This is a genomic window from Enterococcus sp. DIV1315a, assembly GCF_051712325.1.
GTDB lineage: Bacteria > Bacillota > Bacilli > Lactobacillales > Enterococcaceae > Enterococcus > Enterococcus faecalis.
In genome coordinates this window covers 1,771,379-1,792,625 of record NZ_JBIOOS010000001.1, presented here as the reverse complement: position 1 = coordinate 1,792,625, position 21,247 = coordinate 1,771,379, and the positions used below count along the sequence as shown (strand labels likewise).

Sequence of the window (21,247 nt, the reverse complement as noted above, 5' to 3'; positions counted from 1 at the left end):
TTCATGGAGGAAAACTCCTAAAAAATAATAAATAGCGGAGGTAGTACAAATGAAATTTTGGAAAAAAGGCTTAACAGCGGCAGCGCTGTTAGCAGTGGCGGCAGTAACTTTAACAGCATGTGGTGGTTCAAGTGAAAAGAAAGCAACTGAAAAGAGTGAAGATGGCAAAACAAAATTAACAGTAACTACTTGGAATTATGACACGACCCCAGAATTTGAGAAATTATTCAGAGCTTTTGAAGCGGAAAATCCTGATATCACTATTGAACCGGTGGACATTGCTTCAGATGATTATGACACAAAAGTAACAACGATGCTTTCATCAGGAGATACGACGGATATTTTAACCATGAAAAACTTACTTTCATATTCTAATTACGCGCTACGCAATCAATTGGTGGATTTAACCGATCACGTTAAAGATTTAGATATCGAACCTGCCAAAGCAAGTTACGAGATGTATGAAATCGATGGTAAAACCTATGCTCAGCCTTACCGTACAGATTTCTGGGTATTGTATTACAATAAAAAAATGTTTGATGAAGCCGGAATTGCCTATCCCGATAACTTAACTTGGGACGAATATGAAGCGTTAGCGAAAAAATTATCTAAACCAGAAGAACAAGTATATGGTGCCTATCAACATACTTGGCGCTCAACCGTTCAAGCGATTGCTGCTGCTCAAAACAATGCCAATTTGATTGAACCAAAATACAATTATATGGAAACTTATTATGATCGCGCATTGAGAATGCAAAAAGATCAATCACAAATGGATTTTGGAACAGCAAAATCAACAAAAGTAACGTATCAATCACAATTTGAAAATTCAAAAGCGGCGATGATGTACATGGGTAGCTGGTACATGGGGACTTTATTAACCAACATTGATGATGGCAAAACAAATGTCGAATGGGGGATTGCCGAAATACCACAACAAGAAAAAGGTAAAGCAACTACCTTTGGCTCACCGACAAGTTTTGCAATTAATAAAAACAGTAAAAAACAAAAAGCTGCTCAAAAATTCTTAGACTTTGCTTCAGGTAAAGAAGGTGCAAAACTTTTAGCAGAAGTAGGAGTGGTTCCTTCTTATAAAACAGATGAAATTGATAAAATCTACTTTGCAAGAAAAGGAATGCCTTCAGATGAAGTCTCACAAAAAGCCTTTAACCCAGATACAATTAATTTAGAATTCCCATCTGATAAAAACGGTGCCGCAATTGATAAAGTATTACAAGAAGAACATGATTTAATTATGGTCGGCGACGAAAAACCAAAAGATGGTATTGCTAACATGGAAAAACGTGTCAAAGCAGAGATAGACTAATTATTATTTCCAGCAAAAACACAAAAGATTGATGAAAAAAATAAGCTGAAATGAGTAACCTACAATGAATTTCAGCTTATTTTTTTAAATAAAGAATGTAGCTTGAGTTTGGAAGGAGGGCCTGTTAAGTTCACTTAACAGAATACAATTATGGAAATTACTTCAAAAACAAAAACAGCAAATAAATTGAGACGAAAAAATACGTGGACTGCGTTATCTTTTATCGCACCAAACTTTATTGGCTTTTTCCTCTTCACTTTAATCCCGGTTATCTGTTCACTGATTTTAGCTTTTATGAGTTGGGATTCTTTTTCAACCCCTGAATTTGTCGGAATGAAAAATTTCACCAAAATGATTCATGATGATACGTTTTGGATTTCGTTAAAACAAACGTTTATCTATACGATTGGTGTTGTTCCGTTAACATTGATTTGCTCATTAGGACTAGCGATTTTGTTGAATCGTAAAATTAGAGGGATGAAATTTTTTAGAACGGCTTTTTTCTTTCCTTATGTAACGTCATTAGTTGCGATTGCGGTCGTTTGGAATATGCTATTTCATCCAACAATGGGACCAATTAATCAATTTTTGAAATTATTTATTGAAAATCCTCCTGGCTGGACATCTAGTTCTACTTGGGCTTTACCAGCAATTATCATCGTTAGTGTGTGGCGCTTTATGGGGTATTATATGATTTTGTATTTAGCTGGTTTACAAAGTGTGCCAAGAGAATTATATGAAGCAGCGTCAATGGATGGCGCGGGTAAATGGAATCAATTTTTAAATGTTACCTTACCTTCATTACGACCAACGACCTTTTTCGTGACTATCATGCTTGTAATTAACTGTTTCAAAGTTTTTGACTTAGTTCAAGTTATGACTGGTGGTGGACCAGGACGTGCAACGAATGTGTTAGTTTATGAAATTTACAATGAAGCCTTTGTCAAATTTAATTTTGGTTATGCATCAGCCATTGCGATGGTCTTATTCATCATCGTTCTAGCGATTACTGTGGCTCAATTTAAATGGAATCAACATCAAGAGAAAGTTTAGGAGGAGAAAAGATGGAAGCAACTTTTTCAAAAAAAGAAAATACTCGAAAAGCAAAAACGAAAAAAGCAGAAAAAGTCACACCTGGTGGGATCCTTGTAATCATTCTCTTAACTTTACTTGCGTTAATTACTTTGGTGCCTTTCATTTGGATGGTTTCAGCATCATTTAAAACAAACAATGAAGTTTTCACCATTCCAATTCAATGGATTCCTAAAAGTTGGCATCCAGAAAACTATTCCGTTATTTGGGAACGCATTCCATTGTTAACTTTCTTTAAAAATACGTTATTTTTAAGTATTGTGATTACGATTATTCAACTATTTACTTCAAGTTTTGCAGCATATGGCTTTTCAAAAATGAATTTTAGAGGAAGAGATACACTTTTTATTACGTACATCGCAACAATTGCTATTCCTTGGCAATCGTATATGATTCCACAATTTATTATGATGCGTCAATTAGGTTTGACTGACACGTTATGGTCACTTGTTTTATTACAAGCATTTAATGCATTTGGAGTCTTTTTACTGAAACAATATTACAGTAGTATTCCAGATTCACTATGTGAAAGTGCGCGGATTGATGGGTTAAGTGAGTGGGGAATTTATTGGAAAATTATTTTACCATTAACCAAACCAGCTTTAGCCAGTCTCACGATTATTACTTTTGTGAATACATGGAATGACTATATGGGACCTTTCATTTATTTATCTTCTACTGAGAATAAAACGATTCAGTTAGGTTTGAAAATGTTCGTCGGTTTATTTGATGCTGAATATGCCTTAATCATGGCCGCATCAGTGGTTTCTATTTTACCAGTAGGGATTGTCTTTTTAGCAATGCAAAAATACTTTGTTGAAGGTATTGCTACATCTGGAATGAAGAATTAGGAGGAAGTTTGAATGTTTACTAAGCAAACCTTTGATAATAATATTTATATGAAAATTTTTCGCTGGCTTTACATTTTATTTATCGGTAATCTAGGGCTTCTCTTAGTGAACATTCCTTTTTTCATAGCGGTGATTAGCTTAGACATTGATCCACGAAACCTCCCACTTTTTGTAGTAACGTTGCTGCCGATGGGGGCAGGGATGATTGCACTTTTAGGCTTAATCGATACTTTTAAAGAAGAAAAGGAGCTGGATCCATTTAAAACTTTTTTCCAAAAGTTTCGTCAGTTTGGGTTAAGAGGCTTTCTTATCAGCTTGCTAGGCTTAGGAAGTAGCATCATCAGTGTGACAGATATATTCTTTTTTGCCAAAACAACGATTGGTAAATGGTTTATTCCATTGATGGTCCTCCTGTTAATTTTTGGGTTAGCTATTATGCTGAATGCTTGGTATTTTCAAGTACGAAACCCGCAAGCTTCTTTTAAAGATGTGTTTCGGATTTCTGTTTACTATGGACTGCGGAAATGGTATGTCAGCTGTCTAAATGTTTTTTTACTATTCTCAATGTTTGCAATGATGTTTTTGAAGCCACAGTTTGGGTTTGTTGTAACCCCTGTCCTTTTCCTAGGGATTATTTATTTAAATACTGGGAAATTGCATGAAAAGCAAAAAAAGAATAAATAATTTTTACCTAATAAGTAATCTCGATTTTCAGGAAAATGAATGAAGGTGGGGTTGCTTATTTTGTTCTTGCCTTGTGTATTAAAGTGGAGGGAGCGAACGAATGAAGAAAAAAATAATTATTTTAAGTAGCTTTTTGATAGGTGCTATTTTTGTGCTCGTTATTTTTACTACCAGCCAGCAAAGTATGATTAATAACGAAGCAATCCAAGTCGAAGAATTAATTGTTTATGGCGATAAAAATATGAATCGTGTAGCGAAGCAATTCTCTGATCAGAATAATTTAACTTCGTTTGGGAAAAACTTCTGGCGCAAAACGTATAACGGAAAATCACCCACTCAGGAACTACTGAAGGTTGCAACGGAGGATTTAGTACAACATAAAATGATTAAACAGCTGGCAACGGAGTTAGAAATAGCCCACTCACAAACATTTGGGCAAGAAAAAAAAGAATGGCAAGACCAAAAGAGCAGTTTAACGCTCTGGCAATTTTTAGATGCAAAAGATCAACAATTACAGGACCAAATAAAAGAGAAATTAATGGAGAAAGAAAAGCCAACGCAAAAAGAATTGCGGCAGGCCTTTGAGCAATTGGATGATAAATATAAAAAGACCGATTACTTTGTTGAAGCAATTGAAATTCCAACTTTTTCAGGTAAGCAAGCAGAATTAGAAAAAATAACCGAAGCAATCTCTCCGAATCTATCTTATGAGGAGACGTTATTGGAGTGGCAAAATAAATTACCTAATCTTGTTATTGAATCGTATCAATTGAAGAGTGCAGAAATCCAAAAAGAGGATATTTATTCGTTGTCTGTTGGGGAGATTCTTAGTGAAAAAGCTGTTGGTACCGTGGTGAAAGGATACCACGAAAACCAATACTTTTATATTTTTAATAAGGAAGGAGGGCAACTTTTACAGTTTGAAGAAGCACCACAATTTGGCAAAAATGCCTATATCAACACATGCTACAAAGAGAAATTAGCTACGTATCAACAAGCAACCAAAGTAGACTTGTTGGAGAAAGACAGAGAAAAGTTTTTTCAAAATTATCAAAATAAAAACAGTTAAGGAGCAGAAAATGAGAAAAAAAGCGTATTTTAAAAGTGTAACCATTTTCCTTTCTATTTTGTTTGTTTTTTCCCAGCTTCAATTATTTAGTCTTCCTGCTTATGGGGAAACAGTGAGTGATCAACCGTTACTTTTTCGTTCAGTAGGTGTCGCTCAAAATGGGACGACCTACTATGTGGATGGGGAAGGAGGAAATAATGCCAATGATGGGCAGTCTCCAGCCAGTGCTTGGCGTGATTTTGAAAAAGTGAATCAGACGGAGTTTCAGCCAGGCGACCATCTTCTGCTGAATGCGCAAAGTACCTGGAATAACCAATTGTTGCATCCAAAAGGGAATGGGACAGCGGCACAAAAGATTGTCATTGATTTTTATGATACGAATGACAAAGGAGAAACCATTTTTGAAACAACACGGCGTCCGATTATTAACGGTGGTGGCACCTACAGCACAGGGACTTTCAAACGTGCAATCTCAGGGGCTGTGCAGTTAGTGAACCAAGAATATTGGGATATTTCAAACTTAGAAGTGACAAATACACCAGAGCTAGATAATCTCGAAGGCTATAAGAAACCAGGAGATGCTCAAAGAGCGGGGATATTAGTCCTAGGATATGAACAAAATCGAACGTTCAATAGTGTCACGATAAGGAATAACTATGTTCATGATGTTCAAACAGAATATTATTTGAATCTAAGTGGGAATACTGCAACCAAACGATTAAAAGCGGTAGGTGGAATTATTGTTTTAGGAAGTTGGTTTGATGAGAATGGCAATGTAGTAACAGCAGCCAATGATCATCGAACAACGACTGGATTTAATGATATTTTGATTGAAAATAATGTGATTCAACGAGTGGGACTTGAAGGAATTCGAACAAAAGCTGATTCAGATACCTCAAGAGGCAACACTTTCTACAAAACGTTTTCTAATATTACGATTCGTAATAACTATTTAGAAGATATTGCTGGCGACGGAATTGTCTTGTCAGAATCCAAAAGTGGCGGTGTCGTCGAAGGAAATGTTGCTGTCCGAATGTGCAATGCCGATTATGGTACACAAAATTACGCGGGCGTTTGGGCAATGTCTGTAGATGACGGACTGTTCCAATATAACGAAGTATACGGAATCAAATATGGATTTAACGATGCCGAAGCTTATGATGTGGACATGCAGTCAAACAATGTTATTTATCAATATAACTATTCACATCATAATACTGGCGGCTTTTTATTGCTTATGTCTGATCAAAAAAATTCGGTTATTCGGTACAATATCTCAGCTAATGACGGCGGTGGTAACCGAGGAACAGGTAAAGACAATCCAGGCGGAGCTGGTGGCTACAATTATAAAGAACAAAGTATTTTCCATTATTGGGTGAAAAATGATGGAGCGGCAATGCCAACTATCCACAATAATACGATTTATGTTGGCGACGGCATTTCAACATCATTATTTGGTGAAGGAAATAGTTCTGACAACAGTGGTACAGTAGCCAATTTTTACAATAATATTTTATACAAAGAAGGTACCGGACAATTAAAATTCTTATCTAATTATCCAACAAATGGGACACAACCAATTGAACGTAAAATGGTCGATAATCCAGAAAAATATTTCAAAAATAATGTTATTTGGCCAAAAGAAATTGCTACAGAAAAAAGTGGTGCAACTGTTGAAAAATTAGTATCAAGTGGAAACATTTTTGAAAAACCACAATTAGAAATCACAGATAACCCTGAAAAAGTGAAAGAGTTGGCAGAGCAAGAATTTACGACATTGAAACCAACAAAAGATAATGTGGTTGAATTTACTTCTAAAGAACGCTTACGTCAGCGAGCACAAATGTTCCAGTTAAAAGAAACCTCTCCAGCGATTGGTAAAGGCTTGTCGGAAGTGAACAGTGCGGCCGAAGACTTCTTTGGAAATAGCTTGAAAAATAAAGTTTTAGATATTGGTGCGCAACAAGCATCCACAATTGAAAAAAGTATTCGTTATCAAAATCAAGTGTTAGAAATTAGTTCGGCAACAGGTGTGTATCCTAATTTGCCAGAGCAAGTTGAATTAACGTACGAAGAAGTCGTTAATGAAGAAGTGGTTGCGACAGGCAAAAAAGAATTTAAGTTACAATGGGAAGCAATCCCTCAAGAAAAAATTAATACAGCAGGCACAGTTGAAGTTGCAGCAACAGTTATCGGCTTACCGATAGATGCTGTCAAAGTAACAGCCAAGGTCTCTTTTGAGGGTGAACTTGGTGAAGGAAAAGATACCGTTAAACTAAAAACAGCTCAAACTGCCTATGTTCAAAAGAGTGATGGTAACCGAGCATACTCTGCTATAGCAGGCGGTACTGCTGCCATTAGTTCAGGAGACGCCTATAAATATCCTTATGGAGTAAACTATACGGGCAATTACGCATTAAAATTAAAAAATGCTAGTTCTGCGGGGTATAATCGCCGGATTTACGTTGAAATTGATACACAAGAATTGAAGAACTATCAATCACTAAAAAGTGCCAATTTAGAATTAAATGTGATGCGTTATGATGCGTGGAATGGTGCTGGAAATACAAATGATGAACGTTTGAAAAATACGCAGTTCCAAGTAGATGTTTATGGAACAGATACTAATTGGATGAGTAACACCATTACTTGGAACAATGGCCCAAATAATTTAAATGTACCAAATGAAGAATTTATTGCTCGACAATCTTTTACAAATAGTTCAATTATGAATAATCAAAATACAATCTCTATCGATATTAGTAACTATCTACGGAAGCTAATTCAAAGTGGTGAGAAAATTCCAGCCAAGTTAAGTTTCTTATTAGCGATTACAGACAGTCGTTTGCCTGGTTATGATTCTGATAATGCTGGGTTTGATGCTTTTTCAAAAGAAGGCGCACAAAAGGCCTATCAAGACTTTTTAGCAGGCAAATTGACCTTGCCAACTGGTCAACAGCTAACAGAGGATAGTTTAGCTCCTAAAATTGTTTTATCGAATGTTTTCGAAGTCAAACATGAGTCGATTGAGGTCACGACAGAAGCGGGTCAAGCCCCTAATCTACCAGAAAAAACAACTATTTTTTATTCGGATGGTTCACAACGAGAAGTGACTGTCAATTGGTCAGAAGTTCCAGCATCTTCTTATCAAAAAGAAGGAACATTCACTGTTGTAGGACGAGCAGCAGGTGTCTCAATGCCAATTATTGCCAATGTAAAAGTCACCGCTAAACATATTGTTGGATTCAAGGAATTGCCTACGCTGGATCGACTAACAGGCACCTCGCGAGGCGAACTGAATTTGCCAACTGAAGTAATTGCAAAATTAGATGATGGTAGCGAAACGAAATTGAAGGTTATTTCTTGGGATGACGATGTTAGTAATTATTCGCCAAGTAGCCCGCCAGGTACTTACCAGTTCCCTGCTGCAGTAGAAGAAAAAATAGGAATTGCGAATCCCGATGAACGAAAAATCTTCCAAGTCGTGCAAACTCATGCGATTCCTGAAAGAATTCAATTTGCTACAGAAACAGCCACTATAAAATCAGGCGAAAATTATCAAATTCAATCTAAAGTGATTGGTCAAGCGCCGCACACAGAAACGGATGCTTGGAGCTCGCAAGTAACGTATGAGTTGGTTACACCAGATGCTGGCAATACAGTAAGTGTAGATGAAAACGGTCTGATTAGGACAGAAGCAACGACTGCTGCAGGAAATTATCAAATCAAAGTAACAAGCAAAGTTTTACCGGTAGTGACTGCACAATTTTCAATTAAAGTCACAAAATAAACGAACTGTTTGAAGAGATTGGAACAAGAATTGCTGTACCTTGCAATCTTTCTAGTCTCTTCGATTATCTAGAATCAATAAATATTCTATTGCCTACTATTCATTCTTTTTAAAACAAGGTAAAATAATAAATGAAAGTAAACGATAAAGGTGTGTAGACAATGAATACTATCTTAACAGGTGATCGTCCAACTGGTAAATTGCACCTAGGACATTACGTAGGTTCCTTAAAAAAACGAGTAGAAATGCAAGCAGACCCTACAAATCAATTATTTGTCATGATTGCAGATTTACAAGCATTGACAGATAATGCAAAAAATCCCGAAAAAGTTTCAGCCAATGTTTTAGAAGTTGCTTTGGACTATTTAGCAGTTGGTTTAGACCCTACGAAAACAACAATTTTTATCCAATCGCAAATTCCACAGTTAGCTGAATTAACAATGTACTATCTAAATTTAGTGACCACGTCACGTGTTCGTCGGAATCCAACGGTCAAAGCAGAAATTGAGCAAAAAAAATTTGGGGAAGGTGTTCCGACAGGATTCTTTATTTATCCCGTTTCACAAGCTGCTGATATTACTGCCTTTCAAGCGAACTTAGTCCCAGTTGGGGAAGACCAAAAACCAATGTTGGAACAAGCGCAAGAAATTGTGCATAGTTTTAATCAGACGTACGGTGAAGTTTTAGTTAGACCGGAAGCTGTGTTACCACCAAAAGGCATGGGACGCTTGCCAGGAATTGATGGCAACGGAAAAATGAGTAAGTCTTTAGGCAATGGTATTTATCTTTCAGATCCAGCTGAAGTGGTACAGAAAAAAGTAATGAGTATGTATACCGATCCAAATCATATTCGTATAGAGGACCCAGGACAAGTTGAAGGAAATATGGTCTTTACTTACTTGGATGTCTTTGGGAAAGAGAAAGAATATATTGAAGAATTAAAAGAGCACTATCGTCATGGCGGTTTAGGAGATGTGAAAATTAAACGTTACTTAATTGATGTCCTAGAAGAAGAACTCGCACCGATTCGTCGACGTCGTGAAGAGCTGGCTAAAAATCCAGAAGCGATTATGGAAATGTTGCATAAAGGAAGTCTTGCTGCTGAAAAAGTGGCAGCACAAACCTTAACAGAAGTCAAAAAAGCGATGGGAATTCAATATTTCTAAGCAATAAAAGAACTGGAACAAGTCAAAAGAAGAATGACTTGTTCCAGTTCTTTTTAAGTGGTTTGAAATTGACTATTATATAAGCTGGCGTAAAGAGTCGGAGCTTGTAATAGTTCCTGATGCGTTCCTTTTTCAATAATATCGCCATTTTTCATCACTAAAATTAAATCAGCATTTTCAATTGTGGATAATCGATGAGCGATAACGAAGCTTGTTCGATTTTCTGTGACAGTTTCCATCGCTTTTTGAATATGGGCTTCTGTTCGTGTGTCCACACTCGAAGTTGCTTCATCGAGAATAACAACGGGCGGATTTGCTAAAATGATTCGGGCGATGGTTAATAACTGTTGTTGCCCTTGTGATAATGCACCATTTTCGCTAGAAATAATTGTGTCATATCCTTGAGGAAGGGTCCGAATAAAATGATCACATTGAGCAATTTTAGCTGCTTCAATTATTTCTTCACGAGAAGCATCTTTTTTTCCATAGGCAATATTATCTGCTACGGTTCCTTCAAATAGCCAAGTGTTTTGTAAAACCATGCCAAATAAATTTCTTAGATTTTGTCGAGAAAGTTTCGTAATATCAATCCCATCAAAAGTAATGGCACCTTGATTTATTTCATAGAAACGCATTAATAAGTTGACTAATGTTGTTTTACCAGCGCCGGTGGGTCCTACAATGGCCACTGTTTTTTTCGGTTGAACAGAAAAATCAACATTCTTCATTAAAATTTTTTCTGGTGTGTAGCCAAATTGAACATTTTTAAATTCAATGGCTCCTTTAGGAGAAGAAATAGTTTCTAAATGAGTTGCTTCTGGCTGTTCATCAGCTTCATCTAAGATAACAAAAATCCGATCAATGGAAGCCATCGCTGCTTGAATTGAGTTAATGACATAAGAAGCGGTAGAAATCGGCTCAGAAATTTGGTTGATATATTGCAAATACGCTTGCAAGAAACCAATCGTAATACCACCAGATAAAACGAGCATTGCGCCTAAGATAGCACTGATAATAAAAGCCAACTGATTAATAAAACGAATAGCTGGATAAATCGCAAAATTTAGAAACTGTGCTTTTTTAAAGGCACGATAATGTTGTTGATTAACAGCATCAATTGTTTTTTCAGCATTTTGCTGTTGATTAAAGGTTTTTGTGACCAAATTTCCTGCTAAATATTCTTCCATCTTATTATTTAATTGACCTAATTCAGCTTGACTTTGATCAGCAAACACCTTGTTTTTATTCGCAATTTTTGTCGTCATGAAAGTACTGCCGCCAATTAGCAGCAACACTAAAATGGTTAATTTTGCATCAATATAGAACAACATGATTCCTGCAAAAAGGATAGTCACGACGGAAGTGAAAAATTGGTTGATGCCTGTTAAAAGAACTTGTGACAATTGGTTTAAGCCAGTTGTTGAACGACTAATGATATCGCCCACTTGGTGATTGTCAAAGAAGGCCATTGGTAAAGTTTTAAACTTTTTTGTCACTTCTTTTCTAATTCTTAAAGTAACCCGTTCGCTTAAAGAAGCCATTGCTCGTTCCTGAATAAAAGAAGTGATACTACTAATGATTGAAAAGAGAATTAAAAGTAAGACGGGACCTAAGAGCGCTTCTTCAACTAAAGGAAGTGTCATACCTTTGAGCCCGACACGCTTGATAGCTTCTAAGAGGTTATCAATCCCGATTGCCATAATATAGGTCATGGCAACAATTAATAAGTTTCCAATTAAACTGCAGATCATTAGACCATAAAAGATTGGATGCTCAGGTTTAATCATTTTCCAGAAACGTTTAAAGCTTTGAAGATTCATTGTTTTTTTCATTGTATGGCTTGAAAAGAAAACTTTCTTTCAAGCAGTCACATCCTTTCTTTAATTACTTGGGTAAGATACCTTGCGATTTAGCAAAGTCTTGGTAATAGCTATTAGTGGTAAGTAAATCAGCGTGGGTGCCTTGACCAACAATCCTTCCTTCATCTAGGACGATAATGTTGTCAGCGTTCATGATTGTACTTAACCGTTGAGCAACAATGAGTAAAGTTTTGTCCGACATTTGTGCATGTAAAGCGGCACGTAGAGCGGCGTCAGTTTTGTAATCTAATGCGGAAAAGCTATCATCGAAAATATAAACGTCTGCCGGTTTGATTAAGGCTCGTGCAATACACATTCTTTGTTTTTGACCACCAGAATAGTTGGACCCGCCTTGTGCTACGAAACTTTCAATCCCTTGCGGTAAGGAATCGATAAATTCAGAAGATTGTGAAATTTCTAGTGCCGTTCTTATTTCTTCTGTAGTTGCTTTGGCATTTCCCATTAATAAGTTTGATAAGATTGTCCCACTGAAAAGAAAGGCTTTTTGTGGCACATAACTGATGACTTGGCGAATCGTTTGCTGAGATAATGAGCGGATATCTGTGCCAGAATAGCTAATCGTGCCGGCTGTGACATCATTTATTCGTAAAAGTAACTTAACTAAAGTACTTTTACCAGCGCCAGTTGCACCAACAATCGCCGTTGTTTTTCCTTTAGGAATAACAAAACTAACATTTTCTAAAACAGGATCAGCTGTTTCTGTGTATTGAAACGTGACGTGATCGAAGCAAATCAAGGCTTTCTCAGGATGATAAGCAATGGTTGCTTCAGTGTGAGGATCGCTAATTTCAATTTCTTCTGACAAAACTTCTTGCAAGCGATTCAAGGAAGCAACGGACCGTGGAATGACAACTAATACCATAGCCGCGATCATTAAGTAGGCCAAAGTTAGAAGGGTATATTCAATCACAGCTGTAACGGTGCCAATTTGTAGGGTGCCTATTGCAACTAAATTACCGCCAAACCACAAAATAGAGGCGTACACAACGCCCATTAATAAAAAGGCAACGGGAGTAATCCAAGCAAAGATTTGATTCACTTTACTCATGCGTTCAGCATAATTTTTAAATGTTTGATTGGTTCGCTGCTCTTCAAAGTCTTGATTATTGAACGCACGAATCATATTAATTCCAGTAAAGAACTCTCGTAAAGTCGTAGTAATTCGATCCATTTTTGGTTGAATTTTTAAAGATAAAGGGGTACCTTTTTTCATTAAAAAATAAACAACGACTAAGTAAAATACGATGGAAGCCAATGTTACCCAAGCGAGTGAAACTGAATAAGAAAATGTCATCACTAAGGCAAATAAACTAATAATAGGCGCTGGAAAGATTAATTGGCAAAATAGCACAATCATTGTTTGAACATTATCTACATCGTTGGTCATTCTAGTTAGCAAAGAATTTGAACCAAACTTATCAATATTTTTCATCGAGAATTGTTGAAATTTTTTAAAGAACAATCCTCTAACTTGAAAACCAAATTTAGCAGCTACTAAAGCAGACAAATAGCTAGAAATAATTGCGGCAATTGTTCCAATGAATGCCACAAGAAACATTTGTATGCCAATCGTTTTAATTACTTGTTGGTCACCGCTAACGATGCCCACATCAATCAACTTGCCAACTAATTTAGGGACGCCAAGGGTTCCTGCGATTTGCAAACAGATGGTTAAAGTTGTCGCAAGAACAATCCATTTATTTTCTTTAATAAACTCTTTCATTAATTTCATGAAATTTCCTCCTTAAACAATACCGTTTTAGCTGTTACAAAGAGTCATTGTACACGTTCAAGTAACTTGAATGTCAACAGTAGAAATGCTAAACTTTTTGATGGAGGGAACAGGATGGAAAAAAATTACACAATAAAAGATGTTTCTGAGTTGTTAAATATCCCTAAGTCCACGATTCGTTATTGGGACGAGCAAGGGTTGATTAGTACAACACGCAATGAAGAAAACGGATATCGAACCTTTGATTTAGAAGATTTGTTCAAAATATATGATATTGATTTTTATCGAAAAATGGGGATTCCTATCAAAGATATGTTGAATTTATATAAAAAGACACCTACCGATCTCTATGCCACCATGGAAGCAACAGAAGAACAACTGGGGCAAGAAATAAAAAGGCTTCAACATAAATACAAAGAAATCAAGAAAAGAAAATTACATTTACATGCGTTAATTGATTTAGAAACATTGGTTTTTTCAGATGAACCAATTCCTTTTGATAAAATTGTTGTTGTTGATATTGAGGATCCAGAAGAGATGAAAGTTTACATGGAACACATTTCAACTTTAGGTATTTACGGGGATTTAAGTGAATCCAATGAACTGACGTATGGGATTTGTTTGGCAAATCATGTGAATAAAAAAAGTTTAGATAAAGTGATTTGGCTCAAAGAATCAAGTAGCCAATACAAAGGCTTTATTTTAAAAGTCAATACACAAGATACCCGTTTGAATAATATCGAAGAAGTAAAAAAGCGTTTAGCAAAACAAGGATTTGAAACAGGCATCGTTGTCGGGGAACATATCTTGACACAACTAGAAGAGGAAAACCAATATATTGAATATTATTATGGTTGGATTGAAATTTTAGGGGAAAAGTGAAGTAATTGAAACAAAGAAGGAACTAGCAATAGCAAATGTAGCTAAGCTAGTTCCTTTTTTTATTTATAACAAGAAACCCAACATATTATTAACAATGTGAATAGCCATAACAAATACAAGCGAACGATTTGATTTTAAGTAAGCTGCAGATAATAAAATAGCTCCTGGCAGATAAATGAGAAAATCAAGGGGCTGTTGTGTGTGCATAAAGGTGAATAAAAAAATTGAAATCATAGTTGCACAGGCTATACCAATTGTTTCCGATAAACAATTCATTAATACTTGCCGAAAAACTAGTTCTTCAGCAATTGGCCCCACGATTGCTAAGAAAAATAGAGTAACAAGCAATGGGACTTGTGCACCAAATGAGAGAACATCTTGTTGATTAGCAATTAGATTATTACTCATGATTTTTTGAATAATAACATCGACTAAAAAAATCAGCCCCACCCATAAGAAAATGCTAAAAATACGCCAAAGAGTCTCTTCTTTAAAATAGTCGAACCCAGCAACGATTTCTTTCCAAAATAAAACTATTCCCACAATAGCAGTAATAGTTAAACCTGTTACGAGATTTGCAAAAGATGATTCTACTAAATTATTATCAAATAACAGTGAAATAGCTAATAATAATAAAGAACCAGCTTGCATTAAAACTGTGAAAAAATATACCACAATTAAACTAATTGCTCTAGTGTTTTTACGGATAAAATTCAAAAATAGTCCTCCTCAAAAATAATTAGATAATATCCTTTGTGAAAATAACAAGTTCTCAGCTTTTATACAACAAATACGCACAAGTGAAACCGCTTTATGAGTGGAATTTATCCAATTATTTTTAATGTTCTTAAGAGGTTATAAAAAAAATATTAGATAAACGTTTTCACAAAGAACGGTCAATTCGGTAAATTTTTAGCTTAAAATGACACAAAATCTATAATTTGTTTCTCAAATCCTATAATTTGTTCCTTAAAAAGATATTATGAAAACGCTATTATATTTATGAAAGGAGCGAAACGAATGAAGAAGAAAAACGGGTTTTTTCAAAATGTATGGCGTTATAAGGCCTTAATCCTTATGGCGTTACCAGGATTTATCTGGTTTATATTTTTCTTCTATATACCAGTCTTAGCCAATGTGGTCGCATTTAAAGATTTTCATATTTCACCAGATGGTTTCTTAGCTAGTCTAAGAGAAAGTCCTTGGGTTGGTTTTGAAAACTTTAAATTTTTATTTGCGTCAAAAGATGCTTGGTTAATTACTAGAAACACCATTTTGTACAATGTCGTCTTTTTAGCCTTTAACTTATTCTTCGCGATTGCTTTTGCTATTATTATGAGTGAATTAAGAAATCGTCGCTTAGTTAAAGTTTATCACACGATGTCATTGCTACCATATTTCTTATCTTGGATGGTTATTAACTATTTTGTTTATGCCTTTTTAAGTCCAGACAAAGGGATTTTGAATCAATGGATTACTGGTAATGGCGGCACAATGATTAACTGGTATGCAGATCCACGTTGGTGGCCAGTAATTTTTGTCTTCCTAAATGTTTGGAAGAGTCTAGGCTACAACAGTATTATCTACTATGCTTCTGTGATGGGGATTGATCCGACATACTATGAAGCAGCGATGGTAGATGGTGCCAACAAATGGCAACAAATAAAAAATGTTACGATTCCACAAATTTTACCAATGATGTCTGTTTTATTAATTTTAAACATCGGCGGTATCTTCAGAGCAGACTTTGGTTTGTTCTACATCGTACCAAGAAATTCAGGTGCGCTTTACAACGTGACAAGTGTGTTAGATACCTATATTTACAATGGCTTAACGGCTACTGGTGATGTAGGCATGACGGCAGCTGCAGCGTTATATCAATCTGTCGTTGGGGCATGTTTGTTATTAATTGCGAATTTAGTTGTTCGTCGAATTGAACCAGATTCAGCACTATTTTAGGAGGAAGGATTATGAAAAAGAAAAAAGTCACTAGCGTTAACGTTCGATCCTTCAACCCGACAGCGAATTTGATTTTCAATATTGTCATTGCGATTTTTGCTATTTCCTGTGTGGTTCCGTTTTTCTTTGTTATTATGATTTCATTGACAAGTGAAGGATCATTAGCAGCAAACGGCTACCGGTTTTGGCCAAAAGAATTTTCATTGGAGGCCTATCGTTACATTTTCCAAGGGGCAATGAGTCAACGCATTATTCATGCCTTAGGGGTAACGGTCTTCATTACGGTGACAGGGACGATTGTCAATGCAACAATGACGTCATTATATGCCTATGTCATTTCTCGTTCCAACTTTCCATTTAAAAAATTCTTTACATTGTTTGCGTTAATTACAATGTTATTTTCACCAGGGATGGTTGCGAACTATTTAGTAATGACAAACTTATTGCAATTGAAAGATACAATTTGGGCGTTAATTTTGCCTTTAGCTTTAGGACCATTTAATATTTTAGTGATGCGAACGTTTTTCAAGAAAACCGTGCCTGACAGTATTATTGAATCGGCACGTATTGATGGCGCAAGTGAAATGCGCATTTTTGTCAGCATTGTGTTACCACTAGCCGTTCCAGGGATTGCCACAATTAGTTTATTTGCGGCTTTAGGTTATTGGAACGATTGGTTCAATGCGTTACTTTACATTCAAAAAGATACCTTGGTACCATTACAGTATTTATTGATGAAAATTCAAAACAACTTAGAGTTCTTATCAAGAAGTACGGATATGGGTGCAGCAGCACAAGAAGGGTTAGGCGTTCTACCAAGTGAATCGGCTCGAATGGCGATTGTTGTCTTATCTACGTTACCAATTGCGTTAACTTACCCATTTTTCCAAAAATATTTCGTGGGTGGTTTAACAATCGGCGGCGTGAAAGAATAAAATTGTACAGGAGGAAATAAGGAATGAAAAAATGGCAAAAAGGATTAGCCGTAGCTGGCGCAGCAGCTTTAGCTGTAGGATTAAGCGCGTGCGGTAAATCTTCAAAAGATGCAGCGTCAAAAGGTGATGATAGTACACCAACGTTATTAATGTATCGTGTTGGGGACAAACCAGATAATTATGACCAATTAATCGATAATGCGAATAAAATTATCGAGAAAAAAATTGGGGCAAAATTAAAAATGGAATTTGTTGGTTGGGGCGATTGGGACCAAAAAATGTCAACAATCGTTGCTTCTGGTGAAAGCTATGATATTTCATTAGCACAAAATTATGCAACGAATGCACAAAAAGGCGCCTATGCTGATTTAACTGATTTAGCACCTAAATATGCCAAAGAAGCCTATGATCAATTACCAGATAACTATATTAAAGGAAATACGATCAATGGAAAACTGTATGCGTTCCCAATTTTAGGTAACTCTTACGGTCAACAAGTTTTAACTTTTAATAAAGAATATGTCGATAAATACAATTTAGATATTAGTAAAGTCGATGGTAGTTATGAAAGTGCAACGGAAGTTCTAAAAGAATTCCATAAAAAAGAACCAAATATTGCTGCTTTTGCTATCGGTCAAACATTCTTTGCAACAGGTAATTATGACTTCCCTATTGGTAACCAATATCCATTTGCAGTAAAAACAACTGATACTGGCTCACCAAAAATTATTAACCAATATGCCGACAAAGACATGATTAATAACTTAAAAGTCTTACATCAATGGTATAAAGATGGCTTGATTCCAACAGATGCTGCTACAAGTACAACACCATATGACTTAAATACCAATACTTGGTTCATGCGTCAAGAAACACAAGGACCTATGGATTATGGTGATACAATCTTAACACAAGCTGCTGGCAAACCACTTGTTTCTCGTCCACTAACAGAACCATTAAAAACAACAGCTCAAGCGCAAATGGCTAACTATGTTGTTGCAAACACGTCTAAAAACAAAGAAAAATCTGTTGAATTGTTAGGTTTATTGAACAGCAATCCAGAATTGTTAAACGGACTTGTTTATGGTGAAGAAGGCAAACAATATGAAAAAGTTGGCGATGATCGCGTGAAATTATTGAAAGATTACACACCAACAACTCATTTGAGTGCTTGGAACACAGGAAACAACTTAATCATTTGGCCAGAAGAATCTGTCACTGAAGAAATGGTTAAAGAACGTGATAAGAGCATCGAAGAAGCAAAAGATTCACCAATTCTTGGTTTTACTTTTGTAAATGATAAAGTGAAAACTGAAATCACTAACGTTGCTACAGTTATGAACCGTTACGCAGCAAGCTTAAATACAGGAACTGTTGATCCAGAAGAAACACTTCCAAAATTAATGGATGACCTAAAAACAGCTGGCTGGGATAAAGTTCAAAAAGAAATGCAAACACAGTTAGACGAATATATCCAATCTCAAAAATAATCACAGGAGGCTGAGGCATTAGCTGAGCGCTTTTGGCTCAGCCTTTTACATAATAGAAAGGAAGAGGAAGATGGAAAGTACAGGGATTCAGCGGTTGTTTTACCTTTCCTGGACAGTAATCAAACTAAATTTACTGTTTGTTTTATTTAGTTTAGCTGGAGGGATTATTTTTGGTGTTGGTCCAGCACTCCAAATGATGACTGATTTCATTTTGGAAGAGGGTATGAATTATCAAGCAATTACCGTTAAACGAGCATTTGAATCATGGAAAGCACATTTTAAAAGAAGTAACTGTTATTTTTTACTTTTTCTCTTCACTTTAGGATTTGTTTTTTATAATATTTATTTAGCCGTTCAATTTACCGGAATAATGTGGTTAATTATTACATTTATTTTATTTTTTGTTTCCCTAATACTCGTTATTTTTTACATTTATATGCTACTATATGAAGGAAGCTATTTTATCTCAACTATTGATTTAATGAAGCTTTCATTTATCAGTATCTTTTTAAACCTCGGTGTATTTTTTAAAGTCTTATTCGGTGTAATTAGTATCGTTGCTTTAACTTGGAAAATGAAAGGACTGCTACTATTTGCTTCGTTTGCCTTAATTATGATGTGGTGTGCCTATGTCACGCGTAAAAATCGCCAGTTTATTGATGGAAAGTTGGAACAAAATGAAGCGAATCTTCAAAAAACTGTTTAAAAAAAAATATTTATTAAATCGATTATTACAAAAATACAGTCTACTGTTAACAAGTATTATTTTGTTAACGGTGGCTGCTTTGTGCGTTTATGTTACTTATACAATTAACTTATCAATTGATTCACAAAAAAATAACGCCGTTTCCCAAATTGACAGCTATGTAACGAATAAAAATAATGCGGCGACGAATATGATTAATGAATTAGCTGGCTCTGCAAGTAAAATTGAAAACATGCGAAAATATATGGAACTTTCTCCTCCTGAGTATTTTGACTATACTTACAGCCAATGGTCGGAAGATCGGGTCAGTACCCACTTTGGAAATAATTTAAGTACATTATTTAGCACCTTTCCTGACTTAGAAGAAGTGATTATTCGCTTAGATGAATTTGATCAGGTTTTGTTCGCCAATCGCACAGCTACAAATGGGAAAAAAATGGATATGTCATCAATTAAAAAACATGGCTTTCAACTAATGCGAATTATCTCCGATCCTTATACAGGACAACCGCTGGGAGAGTTGTACACTGTGTTTTCAAGTCAAGAGTTGCTAGGCAACCAAGCAGACTTATTGAAAAAATCAGGTATTAATGCGTTTATCTATGATAGTGCTGGAAATCAAATTTTTTCTGAAAAAGCACAATTTACCAAAGAAGAAGAGCGGCAACTAGATAAAAGAATGCACACCGATAGTGACATTCAACAGGTTTTTCATAATCGCTACGATATTGCGGAAATAGAAAGCAGTGGCCGGAGTACCATTCTCTTATTAACAAGCCGCCGAGTCTTATTTCGACAATTGTTTATGAATTATGCGGCCATTTTAGGGATTGGGTTACTTTTGATTGTTATTTTATTAGTGGGCTTAAACCGCCTGTTTAAACGCTATTCTCAACAAGTCCAATTAATTTTAGAAGCGACACGAGCCATTGGCGATGGCAATTTAAAAGAACGAATTGACACGAATCAAGTTCAGGAAGAATTGAATGATATTGCTTCCGCGATTAATTTTATGGTAGACAGTTTAGATCAATACATTCACGATATTTATACTTTAGAAATTAAGCAACGCGATGCTCACATGAGAGCATTACAGTCGCAAATTAATCCTCATTTTCTTTATAATACGTTGGAATATATTCGCATGTATGCTTTGAGTCGGCAACAAGAAGAACTAGCTGATGTTGTCTATGCTTTTTCAACGCTACTTAGGAATAATATTAACCAAGAAAAAACCACGACCTTGGCAGAGGAAATCTCATTTTGTGAAAAGTATGTGTATTTGTATCAAATGCGTTATCCCGACCAATTTGCCTATAAGTTCGAAATAGAAGAAACAATTGCTGATGTCGAAATTCCTAAGTTTATCATTCAGCCGCTTGTCGAAAATTATTTTGTGCATGGAATTGACTATCAACGACAAGACAATGCTATTAAGGTCCACGCCTACCGAGAAGGCGAAAAAATTATTGTGGCTGTTGTAGATAATGGAAAAGGAATTACCGCCAATCGGTTAGAGGAAATTCGCGAACGTTTAAATCAAACAGAAATAGAAACGGAACAATCCATTGGATTAAGAAATGTTCATGAACGTTTACAACGCTTTTTTGGGGAGAGTTATGGTTTAACCATTGAAGGGAAAGAAGGAGAAGGGACGACAATTCGTCTTTCGTTTGTAGCATAA

General features: G+C 35.8%; 16 protein-coding genes. 13 read left to right on the top strand and 3 right to left on the bottom strand.

The genetic code is table 11. The features are described 5' to 3' along the window. Nucleotides 1–49: 49 nt before the first annotated feature. The 7 genes from IGJ03_RS08565 to trpS all read left to right on the top strand — a co-directional run bounded on the left by IGJ03_RS08565 (nt 50) and on the right by trpS (nt 9,979). A complete protein-coding gene (locus tag IGJ03_RS08565) occupies nt 50–1,327 on the top strand; it encodes an ABC transporter substrate-binding protein (protein WP_002359868.1) in 1,278 nt (425 codons plus the stop codon). 150 nt (nt 1,328–1,477) lie between these two features. Further along, on the top strand, nt 1,478–2,380 hold the full coding sequence (locus IGJ03_RS08560) for a carbohydrate ABC transporter permease (RefSeq protein WP_002356840.1): 903 nt from the start codon (nt 1,478–1,480) through the stop codon (nt 2,378–2,380). After that, entirely contained in the window at nt 2,353–3,270 is a 918-nt protein-coding gene (locus IGJ03_RS08555; RefSeq protein ID WP_002383582.1) for a carbohydrate ABC transporter permease, read from the top strand. The genes IGJ03_RS08560 and IGJ03_RS08555 overlap by 28 nt, the downstream gene beginning before the upstream one ends. A gap of 12 nt (nt 3,271–3,282) precedes the next feature. Next, nucleotides 3,283–3,954: a hypothetical protein gene (locus IGJ03_RS08550; protein ID WP_002389246.1), complete on the top strand. Its 672-nt coding sequence runs from the start codon at nt 3,283–3,285 to the stop codon at nt 3,952–3,954. A 100-nt stretch (nt 3,955–4,054) separates the two neighbouring features. Continuing rightward, entirely contained in the window at nt 4,055–5,023 is a 969-nt protein-coding gene (locus IGJ03_RS08545) for a hypothetical protein (protein ID WP_085444104.1), read from the top strand. A gap of 10 nt (nt 5,024–5,033) precedes the next feature. Next, the gene (locus IGJ03_RS08540; protein WP_375804608.1) at nt 5,034–8,813 is read left to right on the top strand and encodes an Ig-like domain-containing protein; all 3,780 of its coding nucleotides are present in this window, start codon (nt 5,034–5,036) and stop codon (nt 8,811–8,813) included. A 161-nt stretch (nt 8,814–8,974) separates the two neighbouring features. Further along, nucleotides 8,975–9,979: a tryptophan--tRNA ligase gene (gene trpS, locus IGJ03_RS08535; protein WP_002356846.1), complete on the top strand. Its 1,005-nt coding sequence runs from the start codon at nt 8,975–8,977 to the stop codon at nt 9,977–9,979. Between the two features lie 53 nt (nt 9,980–10,032). Here trpS and IGJ03_RS08530 read toward each other — a convergent pair whose 3' ends face one another. Both IGJ03_RS08530 and IGJ03_RS08525 read right to left on the bottom strand, forming a co-directional pair. Next, a complete protein-coding gene (locus IGJ03_RS08530) occupies nt 10,033–11,811 on the bottom strand; it encodes an ABC transporter ATP-binding protein (RefSeq protein WP_002374418.1) in 1,779 nt (592 codons plus the stop codon). Nucleotides 11,812–11,863: 52 nt separating this feature from the next. Next, nucleotides 11,864–13,591, bottom strand: a complete 1,728-nt coding sequence (locus tag IGJ03_RS08525) for an ABC transporter ATP-binding protein (protein WP_438711118.1) — start codon at nt 13,589–13,591, stop codon at nt 11,864–11,866. A gap of 66 nt (nt 13,592–13,657) precedes the next feature. Here IGJ03_RS08525 and IGJ03_RS08520 point away from each other — a divergent pair, with 66 nt between their 5' ends. Beyond that, nucleotides 13,658–14,473, top strand: coding sequence for a MerR family transcriptional regulator (locus IGJ03_RS08520; RefSeq protein WP_025187256.1), 816 nt, complete (start codon nt 13,658–13,660; stop codon nt 14,471–14,473). Between the two features lie 63 nt (nt 14,474–14,536). Here the strand turns inward: IGJ03_RS08520 and IGJ03_RS08515 are convergent, their stop codons facing one another. After that, nucleotides 14,537–15,124 carry a CPBP family intramembrane glutamic endopeptidase gene (locus IGJ03_RS08515; RefSeq protein WP_002400588.1) on the bottom strand — a complete coding sequence of 196 codons (588 nt, stop codon included), beginning with the start codon at nt 15,122–15,124 and terminating at the stop codon, nt 14,537–14,539. Between the two features lie 351 nt (nt 15,125–15,475). On the opposite strand from IGJ03_RS08515, the gene IGJ03_RS08510 reads away from it, so the two are divergent. From IGJ03_RS08510 to IGJ03_RS08490, 5 genes are all read left to right on the top strand, one after another. Further along, nucleotides 15,476–16,432: an ABC transporter permease gene (locus IGJ03_RS08510; protein ID WP_002356852.1), complete on the top strand. Its 957-nt coding sequence runs from the start codon at nt 15,476–15,478 to the stop codon at nt 16,430–16,432. Between the two features lie 11 nt (nt 16,433–16,443). Beyond that, entirely contained in the window at nt 16,444–17,367 is a 924-nt protein-coding gene (locus IGJ03_RS08505; protein WP_002359877.1) for a carbohydrate ABC transporter permease, read from the top strand. Between the two features lie 23 nt (nt 17,368–17,390). Then, complete coding sequence (locus tag IGJ03_RS08500) at nt 17,391–18,857, top strand: ABC transporter substrate-binding protein (RefSeq protein WP_002370392.1); 1,467 nt, start codon at nt 17,391–17,393, stop codon at nt 18,855–18,857. Nucleotides 18,858–18,927: 70 nt separating this feature from the next. Continuing rightward, nucleotides 18,928–19,563 carry a YesL family protein gene (locus IGJ03_RS08495; RefSeq protein ID WP_002362905.1) on the top strand — a complete coding sequence of 212 codons (636 nt, stop codon included), beginning with the start codon at nt 18,928–18,930 and terminating at the stop codon, nt 19,561–19,563. Next, the gene (locus tag IGJ03_RS08490; RefSeq protein WP_016633797.1) at nt 19,517–21,247 is read left to right on the top strand and encodes a sensor histidine kinase; all 1,731 of its coding nucleotides are present in this window, start codon (nt 19,517–19,519) and stop codon (nt 21,245–21,247) included. Before IGJ03_RS08495 ends, IGJ03_RS08490 begins: the two co-directional genes overlap by 47 nt.